Source organism: Nocardiopsis sp. iso_25, assembly GCF_056173305.1.
On sequence record NZ_CM149667.1, the window covers coordinates 5,699,625 to 5,719,093 of the forward strand.

At 73.5% G+C, this 19,469-nt stretch carries 15 protein-coding genes and 1 pseudogene; 11 read left to right on the forward strand and 5 right to left on the reverse strand.

The genetic code is table 11. From position 1 onward, the window contains the following. The first annotated feature begins 3 nt into the window (after positions 1-3). A complete protein-coding gene (locus AC0VX6_RS24540; protein ID WP_274974853.1) occupies positions 4-822 on the forward strand; it encodes an HAD-IIB family hydrolase in 819 nt (272 codons plus the stop codon). A 70-nt stretch (positions 823-892) separates the two neighbouring features. Continuing rightward, positions 893-1,390, forward strand: coding sequence for a DUF2087 domain-containing protein (locus tag AC0VX6_RS24545; protein ID WP_475466226.1), 498 nt, complete (start codon positions 893-895; stop codon positions 1,388-1,390). Positions 1,391-1,424: 34 nt separating this feature from the next. Here the strand turns inward: AC0VX6_RS24545 and AC0VX6_RS24550 are convergent, their stop codons facing one another. Next, positions 1,425-2,108: a GntR family transcriptional regulator gene (locus AC0VX6_RS24550; protein WP_475466228.1), complete on the reverse strand. Its 684-nt coding sequence runs from the start codon at positions 2,106-2,108 to the stop codon at positions 1,425-1,427. A gap of 67 nt (positions 2,109-2,175) precedes the next feature. Continuing rightward, complete coding sequence (locus AC0VX6_RS24555) at positions 2,176-3,264, reverse strand: molybdopterin-binding protein (protein ID WP_475466229.1); 1,089 nt, start codon at positions 3,262-3,264, stop codon at positions 2,176-2,178. A 204-nt stretch (positions 3,265-3,468) separates the two neighbouring features. Here AC0VX6_RS24555 and AC0VX6_RS24560 point away from each other — a divergent pair, with 204 nt between their 5' ends. The 6 genes from AC0VX6_RS24560 (at position 3,469) to AC0VX6_RS24585 (ending at position 11,058) form a co-directional block, all read left to right on the forward strand. Beyond that, entirely contained in the window at positions 3,469-4,479 is a 1,011-nt protein-coding gene (locus AC0VX6_RS24560; protein WP_475466230.1) for a 2-dehydropantoate 2-reductase, read from the forward strand. A 146-nt stretch (positions 4,480-4,625) separates the two neighbouring features. Then, positions 4,626-6,569 carry a molybdopterin oxidoreductase family protein gene (locus AC0VX6_RS24565; RefSeq protein WP_274974857.1) on the forward strand — a complete coding sequence of 648 codons (1,944 nt, stop codon included), beginning with the start codon at positions 4,626-4,628 and terminating at the stop codon, positions 6,567-6,569. A 220-nt stretch (positions 6,570-6,789) separates the two neighbouring features. Beyond that, on the forward strand, positions 6,790-8,760 hold the full coding sequence (locus AC0VX6_RS24570; RefSeq protein ID WP_475466232.1) for an NAD(P)H-dependent oxidoreductase subunit E: 1,971 nt from the start codon (positions 6,790-6,792) through the stop codon (positions 8,758-8,760). Next, complete coding sequence (locus AC0VX6_RS24575; RefSeq protein ID WP_475466234.1) at positions 8,757-9,698, forward strand: 2Fe-2S iron-sulfur cluster-binding protein; 942 nt, start codon at positions 8,757-8,759, stop codon at positions 9,696-9,698. The genes AC0VX6_RS24570 and AC0VX6_RS24575 overlap by 4 nt, the downstream gene beginning before the upstream one ends. 95 nt (positions 9,699-9,793) lie before the next feature. Then, on the forward strand, positions 9,794-10,675 hold the full coding sequence (gene fdhD / locus AC0VX6_RS24580) for a formate dehydrogenase accessory sulfurtransferase FdhD (protein WP_274974860.1): 882 nt from the start codon (positions 9,794-9,796) through the stop codon (positions 10,673-10,675). Between the two features lie 116 nt (positions 10,676-10,791). After that, complete coding sequence (locus AC0VX6_RS24585) at positions 10,792-11,058, forward strand: hypothetical protein (protein WP_475466235.1); 267 nt, start codon at positions 10,792-10,794, stop codon at positions 11,056-11,058. A 63-nt stretch (positions 11,059-11,121) separates the two neighbouring features. Here the strand turns inward: AC0VX6_RS24585 and AC0VX6_RS24590 are convergent. The 3 genes and pseudogenes from AC0VX6_RS24590 to sucC all read right to left on the reverse strand — a co-directional run bounded on the left by AC0VX6_RS24590 (position 11,122) and on the right by sucC (position 14,830). Then, positions 11,122-12,669 (reverse strand): annotated as a pseudogene (locus tag AC0VX6_RS24590) (aldehyde dehydrogenase family protein). Then, complete coding sequence (gene sucD / locus AC0VX6_RS24595; RefSeq protein WP_475466237.1) at positions 12,666-13,604, reverse strand: succinate--CoA ligase subunit alpha; 939 nt, start codon at positions 13,602-13,604, stop codon at positions 12,666-12,668. The pseudogene AC0VX6_RS24590 and the gene sucD overlap by 4 nt, the downstream one beginning before the upstream one ends. A gap of 38 nt (positions 13,605-13,642) precedes the next feature. Beyond that, positions 13,643-14,830 carry an ADP-forming succinate--CoA ligase subunit beta gene (gene sucC / locus AC0VX6_RS24600; protein WP_475466239.1) on the reverse strand — a complete coding sequence of 396 codons (1,188 nt, stop codon included), beginning with the start codon at positions 14,828-14,830 and terminating at the stop codon, positions 13,643-13,645. Between the two features lie 152 nt (positions 14,831-14,982). Here sucC and AC0VX6_RS24605 point away from each other — a divergent pair, with 152 nt between their 5' ends. The 3 genes from AC0VX6_RS24605 to frc all read left to right on the forward strand — a co-directional run bounded on the left by AC0VX6_RS24605 (position 14,983) and on the right by frc (position 19,469). Beyond that, positions 14,983-16,401: an MFS transporter gene (locus AC0VX6_RS24605; protein WP_475466240.1), complete on the forward strand. Its 1,419-nt coding sequence runs from the start codon at positions 14,983-14,985 to the stop codon at positions 16,399-16,401. 108 nt (positions 16,402-16,509) lie between these two features. Beyond that, entirely contained in the window at positions 16,510-18,216 is a 1,707-nt protein-coding gene (locus AC0VX6_RS24610; protein WP_248772137.1) for a thiamine pyrophosphate-binding protein, read from the forward strand. Between the two features lie 23 nt (positions 18,217-18,239). Next, complete coding sequence (gene frc, locus AC0VX6_RS24615) at positions 18,240-19,469, forward strand: formyl-CoA transferase (RefSeq protein ID WP_274974866.1); 1,230 nt, start codon at positions 18,240-18,242, stop codon at positions 19,467-19,469.

Below are 19,469 nucleotides of genomic sequence, written 5' to 3' on the forward strand. Positions count from 1 at the left end.
ATAATGCCCACCATGGTCTTTCCCCGGGTTATCGCGACCGATCTCGACGGCACACTCCTGGACGCGGGAGGCCTGGTCTCCGAACGCAACCGGCGGGCGCTGGCCGCCGCCGCGGAGGCGGGCGTCAAGGTGGTGGTCTCCACGGCCCGTCCGCCGCGGACCACGCAGCACATCGCCGAGCAGCTCCCCTGCGCCGCCGTGCTCTGCGGCAACGGCTCGCTGGCCCACGTGCCGGGCGACGAACCGCTGGTGCGCGCGATCTCCCCGGAGACCGCGCGTTCGGTGGTCGAGAAGATCAACGCGGAGCTGCCCGGGATCGGCTACGGCATCGAGACCGGCACCGACTTCTTCCACGACGCCGACTACCACCTGGAGCCGTGGCTGTCCGGCGAGTGGGTGCGCGAGGTGCTGGATGACACCGAGACCCTGCTCAGGCGGGCCACCCCGATCACCAAGCTGCTCGTGCGCTCCCGCGACCTGCCGGTGGAGGAGCTGCACCGGACGGCCGCGGCGGCGGTCGGGTCGCTGGCGGAGGTGACCTACTCGGGCAGCTACAGCCTGCTGGAGCTGAGCGCGCCGGGCGTGAACAAGGGCAGCACCCTCGCGATGGTCTGCGAGCGGTGGGGGGTGGCCGCCGAGGAGGTGGTGGCCTTCGGCGACATGCCCAACGACCTGGCCGCGCTGTCCTGGGCGGGCGGGGGCTACGCCATGGCCAGCGGGCACCCGGACATGCTCGACCCGGCGCTGGGGCTGCGGGTGGCCCCGCCCGCCAACGAGGACGGTGTGGGCCGGGTGGTCGAGCAGCTCCTGGCCGAGCGCTGAAAAACGCCTGGACCGCCGCCGGGCCCGTCTCCTAGGGTCGCCCCACACGCACCCGGAGGAGGGCCCGCCGTTGCCGCACCCCACCCAGATCGTCTCGTCCCTGGCCGACCCCGACCGCCTGGAGCTCTACGCCCGGGTGGTCGGCGCGGGAGCGGGCGGGCTGCCCGCCGGGGAGGTCCGCGCGCGGGGGTCGCGGGGGCGCCGGAACCTGGCCCGGCTCGTGGACGCGGGGCTGGTGCGCGAGGACGGCGACCAGGTGGTGTGCGTGCCGGAGGTGTTCTCCGCCGCCCTGGAGGAGCACCGGCCGGTGCGCCGGGACCCGGTGGACTCGCTGTTCCACGACGGACGGCTGAGCGCGCTGCCCGCGAAGCGCGAGCTGCGCGCGCGGGTGTTCGCGCGTATCACCGAACGGTTCTTCGCCCCCGGGGCGACCTACACCGAGAAGCAGGTCAACGCCGCCCTGCGGTCCTGCTGCGACGACCACTCGGCCATGCGCCGCCACCTCGTGGACGGGGGCTACCTGACCCGCGACGACGACGGCGGCGCGTACCGGGTCGCGGCCCCCTGAACCGTCGCGGGCGGCGGGACGGGCGCGGGGCGGCTCAGGCCTCCACGCCGTCCACCTGCTCGTGGTAGGTGCGGCGGGTGCGCTCGGTGTGCTCGCTCATCAGCCGCAGCGCCGCGTCCGCGTCCCGGCCCTCGATGACGTCGACGAGGGCGGAGTGCTCGTCCCAGGAGGCGGCGCCGCGGACGCGGGCGACCGGGGCGTAGTACCAGCGCACCCGCCGGTCCACCTGCGCGGCCAGCTCGGCGAGCACCCGGTTGCCCGAGGCCTCGGTGACGGTGCGGTGGAAGTCGGCGTTGGCCTGGACGACCGCGTCGGTGTCGGCGCGGTCGGTGGCCGCGCGCCCGGCGGCGACCAGGTCGCGCAGCGTCCCGACCTGCTCGGCCGAGGCGTTCTGCGCGGCCAGGCGGGCCGACTCCGTCTCCAGCAGGGCGCGCACGGCCAGGAGCTGGTCGGCCTCGCTCTCGGTGGGCGTGTGCACGAACGCGCCGTACCCGGGCCGCAGGTCCACCCACCCCTCGTTGCTGAGCCGCTGCATGGCCTCGCGGACCGGCTGGCGCGAGACGCCGAGGGTTTGGGCCAGCTCGGTCTCGACCAGGTGCTGGCCGGGTGAGAGCGACCGGTTGGTGATCAGGTCGAGGATGGCCTCGTACACGGCTTCACGCAGCGGCACGGGGCGCTGGACCCGTCCCGCGACGGCGTTCAACCCCTGTGGGGACATAGGGCGGCTCCATCCGGATGCGTGGGCTTTGTAGACAGTGTACAAAAGGCGGCGGTCGCGTGCGTCCTCACGGCAGCTCCACGAGTTCGACGCGCCCGGTCCGGCGGCCGGGCGGCACGACCGCGAGGGCGTCGGCGACGGCGGCGGCGCGCAGGTCGGCCGAACCGGTGCCGGGCAGTTCCACCGCCAGGTCGCGGCTGACGCGCACCGGCATCAGGCGGGTGTCGGCCGGATGGGGCTGTGTCGGTCCGATGAGCCGGACCCGTCGGCCCAGGTGGGCGGGGTCGCGCCGGTCCGCGCGCCCGGCGAGCACCGGGACGAGCAGGGTGAGCGCGGCGGCCAGCGCGGCTCCGGGGTTGCCCGGCAGGCCCACGACCACGGTTCCCGAGGGCAGCATGGCCAGCACCTGCGGGTGCCCCGGGCGGCAGGCCACCCCGTCGACGACCGTCCGCGCGCCGAGCGCGGCGAGCACCGGGCGCAGGTGGTCGGCGGGCCCGGCCGAGGAGGAGCCGCAGACCGCGACGACATCGGAGGGCCCGGACGCCTCCAGGGCGCGGGCCGTGTCCCGGCCCCGGTCGGCGACCGCCAGAGCGGGCAGGCAGAGCCCTCCGGCCCAGGCGACCAGGCCGGGGAGCAGCGGGCCGATCGCGTCGCGCACGGCGCCCGGGCGCGGTCTCCCCTCGCGCACGACTTCGTCCCCGGTGACCAGGACGCGCACCGAGGGGCGGACCACGGGCAGCGTGTCCAGGCCCAGGCTCGCGGCCAGGCCCAGGAGGGCGGGGGTGACGGGGCTGCCGCGGCGCGCGGCCAGCGCCCCGGCGGGGGTGGTCTCGCCCTTGCGGCGGATGTGCCTTCCGGTCTCGGCAGCCCCGCGCACGCGCCCGGAGGACACCGTCGCCCGCTCCCAGGGGAGGACTGCGGTGGTGCCCTCCGGCACGACGGCGCCCGTGGCGACCTCCACCGCCTCCCCCGGGTCCAGCCGGACGAGGGGGCTCCGCCGCCCGGCGAGCGAGCGGCCGAGAACGGTCCAGGGGCCCTCACCGGCCACCGCGTACCCGTCCATGGCGGCGCTGTCCAGCACCGGGACGTCGACCGCCGAGACGAGGTCGGCGCCGAGGGTGGCACCGAGGGCGCCGTCGAGCGGCTCCTCGGCCATGGGCTGTCCACCCTCGGCGCCGGTCACCCACGCCAGCTCCCGCGCCTTGGTCCAGGGCAGCGGTGCGCGCGGGCGGCTTTTTCCGTGAAGAAGCGGAGAAGTTTCCGGGGCAACCGGGTCGGGCATTCCTTCTCTCCCTGTCGTCGGGTGAAGAACGCTATCCCGAAGCATACTGTATACAGTATTTTATAGAAAGGAGTCCTCATGCGAATCGCCGTACTCGGCGCCGGAGCGATCGGCGCCTACGCGGGAGCCGCGCTGCACAGGGGCGGGGCCGACGTGCACCTCATCGCGCGCGGCGAGCACCTGCGGGCCCTGCGCGAGCGGGGAGTCCGGGTCCTCAGCCCGCGCGGGGACTTCGACGCGCGCCCCCACGCCACCGACGACCCCACCGAGGTCGGGCCCGTGGACGCCGTCTTCCTCGGTCTGAAGGCCCAGCACTACGCGGCCTGCGGCCCGCTGCTGCGCCCCCTGATGGGCCCCTCCACCATGGTCGTCGCCGCCCAGAACGGCATCCCCTGGTGGTACTTCCACGGGATCGAGGGGCCCCTGGCCGGGCACCGGATCGAGAGCGTGGACCCCGGCGGCGCGGTCAGCCGGACGATCCCGGTCGAGCGCGCCGTGGGCTGCGTGGTCTACGCGGCCACCGAGATCGCCGGGCCCGGCGTGATCCGGCACATCGAGGGAACCCGGTTCTCCATCGGCGAGCCGGACCGCTCCTCCTCCCGGCGCTGCCGCGACCTCCAGGCCGCGATGGAGGCGGGCGGGCTCAAGTGCCCGATCGAACGGGACCTGCGCGAGGACATCTGGGTGAAGCTGATGGGCAACATCGTCTTCAACCCGCTGAGCGCGCTGAGCCGCTCCACCATGGCGCAGATCTGCCGCAACCGCCCGACCAGGGACCTGGCCCGGACCATGATGGCCGAGACCCTGGACGTGGCCGCGCGGCTGGGCGTGCGCCCCGCCGTCTCCATCGACCGGCGCATGGCCGGGGCCGAGCGCACCGGCGACCACCGCACCTCGACCCTGCACGACCTGGAGCGCGGCCGCCCCATGGAACTGGACGTCATCCTGTCCGCCGTGGTGGAACTGGCCGACCTGACCGGCGCCCCCGCCCCCGCTCTCCGGGCGGTGGACGCCGTCGCGGGACTCCTCAACGCGCGGATGCTCGACGCGCCCGCCCCCGCGCCCGTGACCCCCTCCGTCGCCGCCTAGGCAGCCGCCGCCCGCAGAACCCCGTGGGCGCCCGAACCGCACCCTTGACCCTTGTTCACACCGTCTCAATACTGTATGCAGTATCCGCACAATGTCGCCGCCCGGCGGCCCGGACGAATCCGGCCACGAACACCAAGCGAGGCCACATGCGATCCGACGCACCCTCAGCACCCCTCACCCGACTCACCCAGCCCCTCGTCCGCGACGGCGGCGAGCTGCGCCCGGCCTCCTGGGAGGAGGCACTGGACCGCGCGGCCGCCGGGTTCCGGCGCGGGGTGGCCGAGCACGGACCCAACTCCTTCGGCATGCTCTCCTGCGCCCGCGCCACCAACGAGATGAACTTCATGGCGCAGAAGTTCACCCGCGTCGTCGTCGGCACCAACAACGTCGACTCGTGCAACCGCACCTGCCACGCGCCCAGCGTCGCGGGGCTGGCCGCGGCCTTCGGCTCGGGCGGGGGCACCTCCTCCTACACCGAGGTCGAGGACACCGACCTCATCGTGATCTGGGGCGGCAACCCGCGCTTCGCCCACCCGATCTTCTTCCAGCACGTGCTCAAGGCCGTGCGGCGCGGGGCGCGCCTGTTCGTCGTGGACCCCCGGCGCACCCCGACCGCGGAGTGGGCCGACCGCTGGCTGGGCCTGAACGTGGGCACCGACATCCCGCTGGCACACGCCATCGGCCGCGAGATCCTGCACGCGGGGCTGGCCAACGACACCTTCGTCCAGCGCGCCACCACCGGCCTGGAGGAGTACCGGGCGCTGGTCGAGCCGTGGACGCTGGCCGCCGCCGAAGCCGAGACCGGCGTACCCGCCGAGGCCATCCGCGAGCTGGCTCACGCCTACGCCCGCGCCGAGCGCGCCCAGATGTGCTGGACGCTGGGCATCACCGAGCACCACAACGCCACCGACAACGTCCGTTCGCTGATCAACTTGTCCCTGCTCACCGGGCACGTGGGGCGGTACGGGTCCGGGCTCAACCCGCTGCGCGGCCAGAACAACGTGCAGGGCGGCGGCGACATGGGCGCCATCCCCGACCGGCTGGTCGGGTTCCAGGACATCCTGGACGCCCGGGTGCGCGAGCCCTTCGAGGCCGCCTGGGGACGCGGGATCCAGCCCGCCAAGGGCCTGAACCTGACCCAGATGTTCGAGGCGATGGACGAGCGCGAGCTCAGGACGCTCTACGTGATCGGGGAGAACCCCGTCCAGTCCGAGCCCGAGACGCACAAGACCACCCGCCGTCTGCGCGGCCTGGACCACCTGGTCGTGCAGGACATCTTCCTGACCCGCACCGCCGAACTGGCCGACGTCGTGCTCCCGGCCAGCGCGTCCTGGTGCGAGTCCGACGGCACCTTCACCAACAGCGAGCGCCGCGTGCAGCTGGTGCGCAGGGCGCTGGACCCGCCGGAGGGCGCCCGCGACGACATCGAGATCATGTGCGACCTGGCCACCCGGCTGGGCCACGACTGGGCTCGGCCCTCGGCCGAGGAGATCTGGGACGAGGTCCGCTCGCTCTCCCCCATGCACCGGGGCATGAGCTACGCGCGCCTGGCCGAGCTGCACGGCATCCAGTGGCCGTGCTACTCCGAGGACGCCGTGGAGCCGAGCTACCTGCACGCCCGGCTGTGGTCGGAGGACCCGGCCGAGCGCGGCGAACCCGCGCCGTTCGGGATCGTGGGCCACTCGCCGCCGGTGGACCTGCTGGACGAGGACTTCCCCTTCCGGCTGACCACCGGCCGACGGCTGGACGACTACAACACCGGGGTGCAGACCAGCGGGTTCTCCTCACCACTGCGCCGGGGCGAGCTGCTGGACCTGTCCCCCGAGGACGCGGCCAAGCTCGGTGTCGGCGACGGGGAGACGGTCCGGGTGACCTCCCGGCGGGGCTCGGTGCTGGTGCCGGTCTCGGTCACCGAGGCCATGCGGCCCGGCCTGGTGTTCATGACCTTCCACTTCCCCGACCAGGTGGACACCCAGCTGCTGACCATCGACGCCACGGACCCCGTCGCGGGGACCGCGGAGTACAAGGCCGCCGCCGTGCGGATCGAACGGGTGGAGCGGTCCGCCCGTCAGGCCGCCGCAGCGAGCTGAGGGAGAAAGGGAGGGCCGTGCCGTCGCCCCAGCCCCCTGCGGCGGCGGCACGGCCCGTCATGCCAGGTCAGCGCCCTGCGATCGCGGTCCGAACACTCGGACGCATCCTTACGCGATCTTACCGCTTACAGGGGTTGTCAACCCGAACACCGCCATCATACTGTTCTCTGTATACAGAATCCTGTGATCTGGATTACACTCGATATGAGGTGACCACGGCGTGGACCTGCGATTCCTGGACGAGACGCCCACCACCGCCGAACGCGAGGCCGTCGAGAGCGTGCTCGGGCCGCCCGAGTCCGGCTGGGACGGCGGCACCCGCCAGGACACCGACCTGCGCTACGCGCGGGGCGGCCACTCCGCCCGCGACCGGCGCGACCTTCTCCTCCCGGCCCTGCACGCGGTGAACGACCGTGTGGGCTGGATCAGCCGCCCCGCCCTCGACCACATCTGCCGCAGGCTGACCGTCCCCCCGGCGGAGGCCTACGCCGTCGCCTCCTTCTACGCGATGTTCGCCCTGCACCGCAGGCCCCGCCGGGTCGTGCACCTGTGCACCGACATCGCATGCGCGGCGGCCGGCTCGGACGGGATGCGCGCCCGGCTGACCGAACGCCTCGGCCCGCCCGGCGGCCACGACGGGGAGGCGGCCTGGCACGAGAGCCCGTGCCTGGGCATGTGCGAGCGCGCGCCCGCCGCCCTGGCCCTGGAGGCGGGCGCCCCCGCCCGGTACGCCGTCGCCGCCCCCGCCACACCCGAGGCGCTGGACGCGATGGCCGCCGGGGCCCTGTCCGGGACCGGGGCGCCGGAGGCCGACGGCCACCGGCCCGCCACCACCTTCGGCGCGGACCCGCTGCCCGGGACCGAGTCCGAACCCGACCCCGCCGCGGCCGTGCCCGACGCGGGCTCGCCCGACCACGTGCTGCTGCGCCGGATCGGCACCGTCGACCCCCTCAGCCTGGACGACTACCGCGCCGCGGGCGGGTACGCCGCGCTGCGCCGGGCGCTGCGCCTGGGCCCCGCCGGTGTCATCCGGGAAGTCTCCGACTCCGGCCTCGTCGGCCGGGGCGGGGCCGCCTTCCCGACCGGGCGCAAGTGGCAGGCCACCGCCCAGCAGCCGGACGGCCCGCACTACCTGGTGTGCAACGCCGACGAGAGCGAACCCGGCACCTTCAAGGACCGGGTCCTGATGGAGGGCGACCCGTTCTCCGTCATCGAGGCGATGACCATCGCGGGGTACGCCGTGGGCGCGCGGACCGGCTACCTCTACATCCGTGGCGAGTACCCCCGGGCGCTGCGCCACCTGGAGAACGCCGTCGCCCTGGCCCGCGGGCGGGGCCTGCTGGGCCCGGACGTCCTGGGCTCGGGCTTCGCCTTCGACATCGAGATCCGGCGCGGCGCGGGCGCCTACATCTGCGGCGAGGAGACCGCGATCTTCGGTTCCATCGAGGGGCAGCGCGGCGAACCGCGCAGCAAGCCGCCCTTCCCCGTGGAGAAGGGGCTGTTCGGCAAGCCCACCGCCGTGAACAACGTCGAGACGCTGGTCAACGTGCTGCCCGTCCTGCTGATGGGCGGCCCGGCCTACGCGGCCGTGGGCACCGGCCAGTCCACCGGCCCCAAGCTGTTCTGCCTGTCGGGCGGCGTGCGCCGCCCGGGGCTGTACGAGCTGCCCTTCGGCGCCACCCTGCGCGACCTGATCGAGGCGGCCGGGGGGATGCCCGAGGGGCGCACCATCCAGGCGGTCCTGCTCGGCGGCGCGGCCGGGACCTTCGTGCGCGGGGACGAGCTGGACATCCCGCTGACCTTCGAGGGGGCCCGCGCGGCGGGCACGTCCCTGGGCTCGGGGGTGGTGCTGGTCCTGGACGACACCGCCGATCTGGTCGCGACGCTGGTCCGGGTGGCGGCCTTCTTCCGCGACGAGTCCTGCGGCCAGTGCGTGCCCTGCCGAGTGGGCACCGTGCGCCAGGAGGAGTCGCTGCTGCGGATCAGGTCCGGGGGCGACGCCGCCGCCGAGGTGCCCCTGCTGCGCGAGGTCGGCCTGGCGATGCGCGACGCCTCGATCTGCGGCCTGGGACAGACCGCGTGGAACGCCGTGGAGTCGGCGATCGACCGGCTCGGCCTGTTCGACGCGACCGACGACACCCACCAGAGCACCGGCCCGGGCACCCGGGCGGCTACCGAGGAGGCCCGATGACCGTCCCCGTACTCCTGGCCCCGCCCAAGCGGCTGATCGACGCGACCATCGACGGGCGCACCGTGCGCGTTCCCGAGGGCACCACCATCCTGGAGGCCTGCGCCGGGGAGGGGACCGAGATCCCCACCCTGTGCTACGGCGACACCCTCACCCCCCGCAACGCCTGCCGGGTGTGCGTGGTGGAGGTGGAGGGCGCGCGCACGCTCGCCCCCGCCTGCTCGCGCAAGCTGGAGCCCGGCATGAGCGTGGCCACGGACTCCGAGCGGGTGCGGCACAGCCGCAAGATGGTCCTGGAACTGCTCGGCTCCTCCGTGGACCTGTCCACCACGCCCAAGGCGGCCGGGTGGATGGAGCGCTACGAGGCCGAGCCCGGGCGGTTCGGCCCGCGCGCCGGGGCCGCGGCGCTGGGCGTGCGCGACGCCCGCCACGCGGGCGACCACGAGCCGGGCGACGGCGCGGTCGCGGAGACGGTCGAGCAGCCCGCCAAGGTGGACAACGACCTGTACGTGCGCGACTACTCCAAGTGCATCATGTGCTACAAGTGCGTGGACGCCTGCGGCGACCAGTGGCAGAACACCTTCGCCATCGGGGTGGCCGGGCGCGGCTTCGACGCGCGCATCTCCACCGAGCACGACGTCACGCTGCCCGACTCGGCCTGCGTGTACTGCGGGAACTGCATCGAGGTGTGCCCCACCGGCGCCCTGTCCTTCCGCACCGAGTTCGACATGCGCGAGGCGGGTACCTGGAACGAGGAGGCGCAGACCGAGACCACCACGGTGTGCACCTACTGCGGTGTGGGCTGCAACGTTACGCTGCACGTGCAGGAGAACGAGATCGTCAAGGTCACCTCGCCGCACGACAACCCGGTGACGCACGGGAACCTGTGCATCAAGGGCCGGTTCGGCTTCCAGCACGTGCAGCGGCGCGGCGGCGGCTGATCCCCCGCGCGGGGGCGGGCCCACCTCAGGGGATGAGAAACCGGGCGAAATCAGATAGAACCGGGACACAGGCACACCAGAAGGCGGTGGGACGGATGGGACGGGTCACGGCCCGGGAGAAGGTGCTCCGGATCAGGGACGGGTCCGCGACCGAGCGCGTGGACACGCTGGTCGTCGAGGAGCCCCTGGAGATCAGGCTGGACGGGGATCCGCTGAGCGTCACCATGCGCACCCCCGGTAACGACTTCGACCTGGCCGCGGGGTTCCTGGTGAGCGAGGGCGTGGTCTCCCGGGGCGAGGAGGTCACCGCCATCCGCTACTGCGCCGGGGCCACCGAGGACGGCTCGAACACCTACAACGTGCTCGACGTGTCCCTGGCCCCGGGCGTCCCCCGCCCCGACACCTCCCTGGAACGCAACTTCTACACCTCCTCCTCGTGCGGCCTGTGCGGCAAGGCGAGCCTGGACGCCGTGCGCACCCAGGCCGTGTGGCAGGTGGAGGCGGACGGGCTGCGCGTCGGGGTCGAGACCCTGACCTCGCTGCCCGACCGGCTGCGCGAGGCTCAGCGGGTGTTCGAGCGCACCGGCGCCCTGCACGCCGCCGGCCTGTTCACCGCCGACGGCGAGCTGCTGGCCCTGCGCGAGGACGTGGGCCGCCACAACGCGGTGGACAAGCTGGTCGGCTGGGCGCTGCGCTCGGACCGGCTCCCGCTGCGCGAGACGGTGCTGATGGTCTCCGGGCGGGCCTCCTTCGAGCTGGTCCAGAAGGCGTGGATGGCCGGCATCCCGATGATGGCCGCCGTCTCCGCGCCCTCGTCCCTGGCCGTCGACCTCGCCGCGGAGGCGGGCATCACCCTGGTCGGCTTCCTCCGGGGAACCTCCATGAACGTCTACGCCGGACGGCACCGGATCCTCCTGGAGAAGGCGCACGCCGCGCCTTCGGCGGCCACGGGAGGCGTCCGCGGTCCGGGTCGGTAGACGCGGGAGCGGCCGGTGCGCTCCAGCCCCCTGCACCGACCGCTCCCGACACTCCGGCGCGCCTTCACGACGCGGAGCCGACTCCTCGTTCCCCTCAGCTTCGGCACACTTGCCGCATGGCTGAAGACAGGCTTCCCGTGGGCAGCGCCTCCTCGGTTCGGACGGGCCCCTCGTCTCCCGAGGACGTCGTCGGCGCAGCGCACGCCGTCACCGTAGGGCGAGCGCTCCACGCCCACACCGCCGAAGAGGTCGAGCACCGGTTGCGCGGCGACCTGATCGCCCGGGATCTCGCTGACTACCAGGAGGAGCACGGCGCCTTCACCGGGCAGGAGCGCGCCTGGGCCAGGACGGAGTTGTCCGGGGGACACGGTGACACCGCCTGATCGCTGTCTGAGGAGGACGGTCTTCCGGGGAGCCGCCGGTCACCCGGAAGACCGCGCTTCTCCCTAGACGCGTCCCTCGGGGCGCAGGGTGTAGTGCGGGAAGTTGCCGGGCGGGCGCTCGGCCGCCGGTCCCCTCGTGACCGCGTGGACCAGCAGCTCGCCGCCGACGAAGGCACCCCGCCAGGAGTCGCCCCAGCCGCCGAACAGCTCCTCGCGGTCCCCGCGCGAGCGCGGCCGGTTGACGCCGACCTTGAAGGCCCGCACCCCGGCGGCCAGGCGCGCGGCCGTGTCGGTGTCGTCGCACGAGACCGTGGCGACCAGGGCGCCGTTGCTGGCGTTCATGGCGGCCAGCAGCTCGGCCTCGGTGTCCACCAGCACGATCGAGTCGACCGGGCCGAAGGGCTCGGCGTGGAAGAGCGGCGAGGAGCGCGGCGGCTCCAGGAGGGCCACGGGGGCCACGTAGGCGTCCGTGTTCTGGTCCGGCAGCAGGAGGGCGTCCTCCAGCCCGCCCCGGTAGAGCGGCACGGCCCCGCCCGCGACGGCCTCGGCCACCCGGTCGGTCAGCTCCTTGGCCTTGGCCGCGTTGATCACCGGGCCGAAGTCCAGCTCGGGCAGGTCGTCCCCCGGGGCTTCCACGGCCAGGGGGTGGCCGAAGCGCACGGACCGGACCGCCGTGAGGTAGGCGTCGAGGAAGGCGTCGAAGCGGGAGCGCTGCACGACGAACCGGGGGTAGGCGGTGCAGCGCTGCTTGGCGTAGTCGAAGGTTTTGCGGATCTGCCCGGAGAGGGTCTCCCAGTCCCCGAACTCCCACACGCCTCAGCAGTTGAGCCCCTCCTGCTCCAGGACGTGCGGCCGCCCCAGGTCGGCGAGGTCGGCCGCCACCCGGCCGCCGGTGTCCCGGCCGCCGACGAAGGACACGCAGCCGATCTCGGGCCCGCGCACCAGCGCCGGGGAGAGGTCGCTACCGCCTCCGCTGACCAGGGTGAACGGCAGGTCCTCGCGGACCGCCAGGGCCACGGCCAGGGTCAGGCAGACCAGTCCGCCGTCGGTGGGGGTCTTGGCGATCACGCCGTTGCCCGCCAGCGCCTGGACGCACATCGCGTGCGCCAGCACGCTCATCGGGTAGTTCCAGCTCGCGATGTTGCTGACCGGGCCGTCCAGTGGCAGGCGGCCCTCCAGCATCGGTTCGACGCCGTCCAGGTACCACTCGACCCCCGAGATCGCCCGGTCCACGTCCTGGCGGGCCAGCCGCCAGGGCTTGCCGATCTCCCAGACCAGGGCCAGGGCGAGGGTGTCGCGGTGCCGCTCCCAGGAGCGGACCGCGGCGCGCACCCGCTCGCGGCGCTCGGCCAGGGGCAGTGCGCTCCAGCGGCGGTGGTCCCCGGCCGCCCCGGCGACCGCGCGGGCGGCGGTGGCGCCGTCGAGCATGGGCGGGCCCGCGATCTCCGAGCCGTCCACGGGCGAGTACGCGGTCCGGGGCTCGCCGTCGGCGCGCCACCGGCCGCCCCAGTGGTTGTGCGTCCGGTCGGGGCCGAAGGCCTCGGGGGCCGCCTCGCGGCAGCGGGTGTACAGGATCGCCCAGTCGGTGCCGGGCTTGAGCGTCGCCGTCATCGCGCCGTGGGCGCCGCCTCGGGGAGGGCGCCCGCCTCCTCTCCGAGGGGGGTCCCGCCCAGGACGGCGCGCACCATCCGGGCCGCTTCGCTGGGGGTGGTGCCGACCTTGACGCCGACGGCCTCCAGCGCTTCCTTCTTGGCCGCGGCCGTGCCCGAGGAACCCGACACGATCGCGCCCGCGTGGCCCATCGTCTTGCCCTCCGGAGCGGTGAAGCCCGCCACGTAACCCACCACCGGCTTGGTCACGTTGTCGCGGATGAACTCCGCCGCACGCTCCTCGGCGTCCCCGCCGATCTCACCGATCATCACGATCACGTCGGTGTCCGCGTCGGCCTCGAACGCCGCCAGGGCGTCGATGTGCGTGGTCCCGATGATCGGGTCCCCGCCGATGCCCACCGCCGAGGAGAAACCGATGTCACGCAGCTCGTACATCATCTGGTACGTCAGCGTCCCGGACTTGGACACCAGCCCGATCCGGCCCGGCTTGGTGATGTCGGCCGGAATGATGCCCGCATTCGACTGGCCCGGCGTGATCAGCCCGGGGCAGTTGGGGCCGATGATGCGGGTCTTGTTGCCCTTGGCCTGGGCGTGGGCCCAGAACGCGGCCGTGTCGTGCACCGGGATGCCCTCGGTGATGACCACGGCCAGCCCGATCCCGGCGTCGACGGCCTCGAAGACCGCGTCCCGGGAGAACTTGGGCGGCACGAAGATGACGGTGACGTCGGCGCCGGTGGCGGCCATGCCCTCGGCCACCGAGCCGAAGACGGGCACCTCGGTGCCGTCGAAGTCGACCTTCTGACCGGCCTTGCGGGGGTTGACCCCGCCCACGACGGTGGTGCCCGAGGCGAGCATGCGCCGGGTGTGCTTGGTGCCCTCAGAGCCCGTCATGCCCTGCACCAGGACTCTGCTGTCGCTGTTCACGAAGATGGCCATGTGTGTTCGTCGCTCCCGTCGGGGGTGTGCGGCCGCTGTCAGTTGGCGGCCGCGAGCTCGGCGGCCCGGGCGGCGGCGCCGTCCATGGTGTCCGCCTGCTGCACGGCCGGGTGGGCGCGTCTGGTGAGGATCTCGCGGCCCAGCTCGGCGTTGTTGCCGTCCAGGCGCACGACCAGCGGCTTGCCGAGCTGGTCGAAGCCCTCGTCGCCGCTGCGGCCCTCCAGCATGTCCAGGGCCCGGACGATGCCTTCGGCCACCGCGTCGCAGGCGGTGATGCCGCCGAAGACGTTGACCAGGACGCTCCTGACCGAGGGGTCGCCCAGGATGACCTCCAGGCCGTCGGCCATGACCTCGGCCGAGGCGCCGCCGCCGATGTCCAGGAAGTTGGCGGGCTTGACGCCGCCGTGCGCCCCGCCCGCGTGGGCGACCACGTCCAGGGTGGACATGACCAGGCCCGCGCCGTTGCCGATGACGCCGACCTCGCCGTCGAGCCTGACGTAGTTCAGGCCCCTGGCCCTGGCCGTGCGCTCGCGCTCGTCGGTGTCGGCGCCGTCGGCGAACGGGGTCCGCTCGGGGTGGCGGAAGGCGGCGTTGCCGTCCAGGGTGACCTTGCCGTCCAGGGCGATGATCCGCCCGTCGGCCGTGCGGACCAGGGGGTTGACCTCGACGAGGGTGGCGTCCTCCCCGACGGCGACCTGCCAGAGCCGGGTGACCACCTGGGCCGCGCAGTCGCGCACCTCCTCGGGCAGCCCGGCCGCGCGGCAGATCGCGAGGGCGGCCCCGTGGTCCACGCCCCCGGGGCCGACCGGGGTGCGCACGACCGCCTCGGGCCGGGTCCGGGCGACCTCCTCGATGTCCATGCCGCCCTCGGCGGAGCAGATGGACAGGAAGGTGCGGTTCGCGCGGTCCAGCAGGAAGGAGAAGTAGTACTCCTCCGCGATGTCGGAGGCCTCCTCGACGAGGACGCGGCGGACGGTGTGGCCCTTGATGTCCATGCCGAGGATCTGCTCGGCCCTGGCCCGGGCGTCCTCGGGGCCCTCGGCGACCTTGACGCCGCCGGCCTTGCCGCGACCACCGGCCTTGACCTGCGCCTTGACCACCACCCGGTGGCCGATCCGTCCGGCCGCCAGCAGGGCCTGTTCGGGGGTGTCCGCGATCTCGCCCTCGACGAGGGGGACGCCGTACTCCCCGAAGAGCTGTTTGGCCTCGTACTCGTACAGATCCACCGGGCCTCCTCACGTGCGTGGTTCTCGGTCACCTCCAGTGTTACGCCATACTGTATGCAGTATGCAATAGCCCTTCGGGCAGAAATGTGTCCCCGGTCACCCCTTTCCAGATCGACGTGCCCTTTGCATACTGCATACAAGGAGGTGTCGTCATGCGCAGCCGCCGTCCGCTCCCCGGCCCGTCCCCCTCCACCCCCTCCTCCGCCGCCCCCTCCCCCGAGGAGGTGCGCGACTGGCGCGGCAGGAGCTACGCGGTGGGCCCCTCGGCCCGCGCGCTCACCGGCCGGTCCCGCCGCGCGATCCTGCTCCGCGCGCTGACCGCCGCGGCGGCGGTCGGCGGACTCCAGTTCGGCTACGGCGCCGCGGTCCCCTCGCTGGTGGCCGCGCACGGCTGGTCGCCCGCCCAGGCGCTGGCCCCCTTCCTGGTCTGGACCCTGGTGCAGGGCGCCTGCGCGCCGGCGCTGCACCGGCTCCGGGCCCGGGGAGCCGTGCGGGCCGGACCGGCCGTCCAGGCGGGTGCGCTGCTGTGCGCCGCCGCCCTGGTCTCGCTCGGCGCCTTCCCGTCGCTGCCCGCCGCCGTCCTGGGCTACGGCCTCCTGGGCGGTCTGGGCGCGGGGCTGGTCTACCACTCCTGCGCGCACCTGGTGGACGGCTGGTTCCCGGACCGGCGCACCGTGCGCTCGGGCGCCGTGGGCGGCGCCTTCGCCCTGGGCTGGACGCCCCTCCTGCCCGCCGTCGCGCTCGGCGCCTCCCCTGCCGCCCTGCCCGTCGTCTGCGGGGCGCTCGCCCTGCTGGTCGCGGTCCTGGGGCTGGTGGGCGGCGCGGGGCAGCGCCCGGCCCCGCCCAGGTGGTGGCCGCCCGGCTCCGACCCGCGCGCGAGCGCGCTGCTGGCGGGCGCCGACCCGCCGTGGGCCCGCGACCTCACCCCGGCCCAGGCGTGGTCCTCCGGCCGCTCCCTGCCGCTCCTGCACGCGGTGGTCGCGCTGTCCGGGGCGAGCGCGCTGTCCACCCTCGCCGTGCTGCCCGTCCTCCTGGCGGACGGCGGCCACCCGGGCGCGGCGGTCGCCCTGGCGGTGACGGCCTTCGCGGCGGGCAGCGGCCTGGGACGGCTGGCCGCGGGTACCGCGGCCGAGCGGACCGGCCGCAGGCGCACGCTCACCGCGCTGCTGTGCGCTGGGGCGCTCGCCCAGGCGGGCCTGGCCGTCGCCGTCCCGACCGGGCAGAGCACCGCACTCGTGCTGCTCGCGCTGGCGGCGGGCGCGTGCACCGGCTCGTGCTACCCGCTGACCCGGGCGATCACCGAGGGGCACTTCGGGCCGCGCTGGACCGCCGACATCCACGGCCTGGTCTACAGCTCCAAGGCGGTCGGCGGCCTGCTCGGGGTCGGCGGGGCCGCGCTGTTCCTGGCCCTGGCGCCGGCCTCCGCGTGGCCCGCGGGCCTGGCCGCGTCCGGGGCGCTCTGCGGCGCGGCGGCCGTCCTGGCGGCCCTGCTCAGGCGTCCGCTCCCGGTCCGGACCACACCCGCCCCACACGGGGTCTGGACACCGACGCGGCACCGTGCTCCAATGTGATGCACACGGTATACAGTATTCCGCCTACAGAAGACGGTCGCACCGCACAAGCCACCGCAGGACACGTCCCGCACACCGCACACCCGCACGAAAGGGGTCGGCGTACCGATGGCCGACAAGGCAACCAGCGAGTCCACCAGCAGCGAGAAGACCACGATCTCCGGCGGCCACCTGGTCGCCAAGGCCCTCAAGGCCGAGGGGATCGACGTGATCTTCACGCTCTGCGGCGGACACATCATCGACATCTACGACGGATGCGCCGACGAGGGCATCGACGTGGTCGACGTACGGCACGAGCAGGTCGCCGCGCACGCCGCCGACGGCTACGCCCGCGTCACCGGCAAGCCCGGGTGCGCCGTCGTGACCGCCGGACCGGGGACCACCGACGCGGTCACCGGCATCGCCAACGCCTACCGCGCGGAGAGCCCGATGCTGGTCATCGGTGGCCAGGGCGCCCTGAGCCAGCACAAGATGGGCTCGCTCCAGGACCTGCCGCACGTGGACATGATCAACCCGATCTCCAAGTTCGCCGCCACCGTGCCGCACACCGAGCGGGTCGCCGACCTGGTCTCGATGGCCTTCCGCGAGGCCAACAGCGGCGCCCCCGGCCCGGCCTTCCTGGAGATCCCCCGCGACGTCCTGGACGCCGAGGTGCCCGTGGAGCGAGCGCGTATCCCCGCCAAGGGCCGCTACCGCGCCTCCACCCGGCAGGCGGGCGACCCCGCCGCGATCGAGCGGCTGGCCGACCTGATCGTGCGCTCCGAGAAGCCCAGCATCCTGCTCGGCAACCAGGTGTGGACCACCCGGGCCACCCAGTCCGCCACCGACCTGGTGCGCGCGCTCAACATCCCCGCCTACATGAACGGCGCGGGCCGGGGCACCCTGCCGCCCGGCGACCCGCACCACTTCCAGCTCTCCCGGCGCTACGCCTTCACCAACTCCGACCTGATCATCATCGTCGGCACCCCCTTCGACTTCCGGATGGGCTACGGCAAGCGCCTCTCGCCCACCGCCACGGTGGTGCAGATCGACCTCAACTACGCCACCGTCGGCAAGAACCGCGACGTGGACCTGGGGCTGGTCGGGGACGCCGACGTGATCCTGTCCTCGGTGCTCCAGGCGACCTCGGCCTACGGGGACAACGGCGCCCAGAGCCGCAAGACCTGGCTGGAGGAGCTGCGCACCCAGGAGCAGGCCGCGCTGGACAAGCGCGCACACCTGCTCACCTCCGACTCCACGCCCATCCACCCCTACCGGCTGGTCAGCGAGATCAACCAGTTCCTCACCGAGGACTCCATCTACGTCGGCGACGGCGGCGACATCGTCACCTTCTCCGGCCAGGTGGTCCAGCCCAAGTCGCCGGGCCACTGGATGGACCCCGGGCCCCTCGGCACGCTGGGCGTGGGCGTCCCGTTCGTGATGGCGGCCAAGTACGCCCGGCCGGACAAGGAGGTGGTGGCCCTCTTCGGCGACGGCGCGTTCAGCCTGACCGGCTGGGACTTCGAGACCCTGGTCCGGTTCGATCTGCCCTTCGTCGGCATCGTGGGCAACAACTCCTCGATGAACCAGATCCGCTACGGCCAGATCGCCAAGTACGGCGCGGACCGGGGCGAGATCGGCAACACCCTGGGCGACGTCAACTACGCCGAGTTCGCCCGGATGCTGGGCGGCCACGGCGAGGAGGTCCGGGACCCGGCCGACATCGCCCCCGCGCTGCGCCGCGCCCGCGAGTCCGGCAAGCCCTCGCTCATCAACGTCTGGATCGACCCCGAGGTCTACGCCCCGGGGACGATGAACCAGACCATGTACAAGTAGCCCTGACCAGGAAGGAGAGAGTCATGGGCAAGGCACTCGACGGGGTCCGCGTCCTGGACATGACCCACGTCCAGTCGGGCCCGTCGGCGACGCAGATACTCGCCTGGATGGGCGCCGACGTGGTCAAGGTGGAGGCGGTCACGGGTGACATCACCCGGCGCCAGCTCCGGGACAAGCCCGGTGTGGACAGCCTCTACTTCACGATGCTCAACTCCAACAAGCGCAGCGTCACCCTCAACACCAAGAGCCCCAAGGGCAAGGAGATCTTCCTGGACCTGGTGCGCCGCAGCGACGTGCTGGTGGAGAACTTCGCCCCCGGCGCGCTGGACCGCATGGGCTTCACCTGGGAGGTGCTCGCCGAGGCCAATCCGCGGCTGGTCTACGCCTCCATCAAGGGGTTCGGCCCCGGCGCCTACGCCGACTTCAAGGCCTACGAGGTGATCGCCCAGGCGATGGGCGGCTCCATGAGCACCACCGGGTTCGAGGAGGGTCCGCCGCTGGCGACGGGCGCCCAGATCGGTGACTCGGGTACGGGGATGCATACAGTAGCCGGTATCCTCGCCGCGCTGTACCAGCGCACCAACACCGGCCGGGGCCAGCGTGTCCAGGTCGCCATGCAGGACGCGGTGCTCAACCTGTGCCGGGTCAAGCTGCGCGACCAGCAGCGCCTGGCGCACGGACCGCTGGCGGAGTACCCCAACGACGACTTCGGCGACGAGGTCCCCCGCTCCGGCAACGCCTCCGGCGGCGGCCAGCCCGGCTGGGCCGTGCGCACCTCCCCCGGCGGCCCCAACGACTACGTGTACGTCATCGTCCAGCCCACCGGCTGGGAGCCCATCACGCGGCTCATCGGCCGCCCCGAGCTGGCCGAGGACCCCGAGTGGGCCACCCCCGAGGCCCGGCTGGACAAGCTCGACAAGATGTTCGCCCTCATCGAGGAGTGGGCCAGCCAGATCCCCAAGTGGGACGTGCTGGCCGCGCTGAACGCGCACAACATCCCCTGCGGGCCGATCATGTCCACCCGCGAGATCATCGACGACCCCACCCTGCGGGCCAACGGGGTCGTCACCACCGTCGAGCACCCCGAGCGGGGCTCCTACGACACGGTCTCCTCGCCGATCCGGCTCTCGGACTCACCGGTGGACGTCGTCCGCTCCCCGCTGCTCGGCGAGCACAACGCCGAGGTCTACGGCGGCGAACTGGGGCTGTCCGACGAGGACCTGGCCGAACTCGCATCGAACGGAGTGATCTGA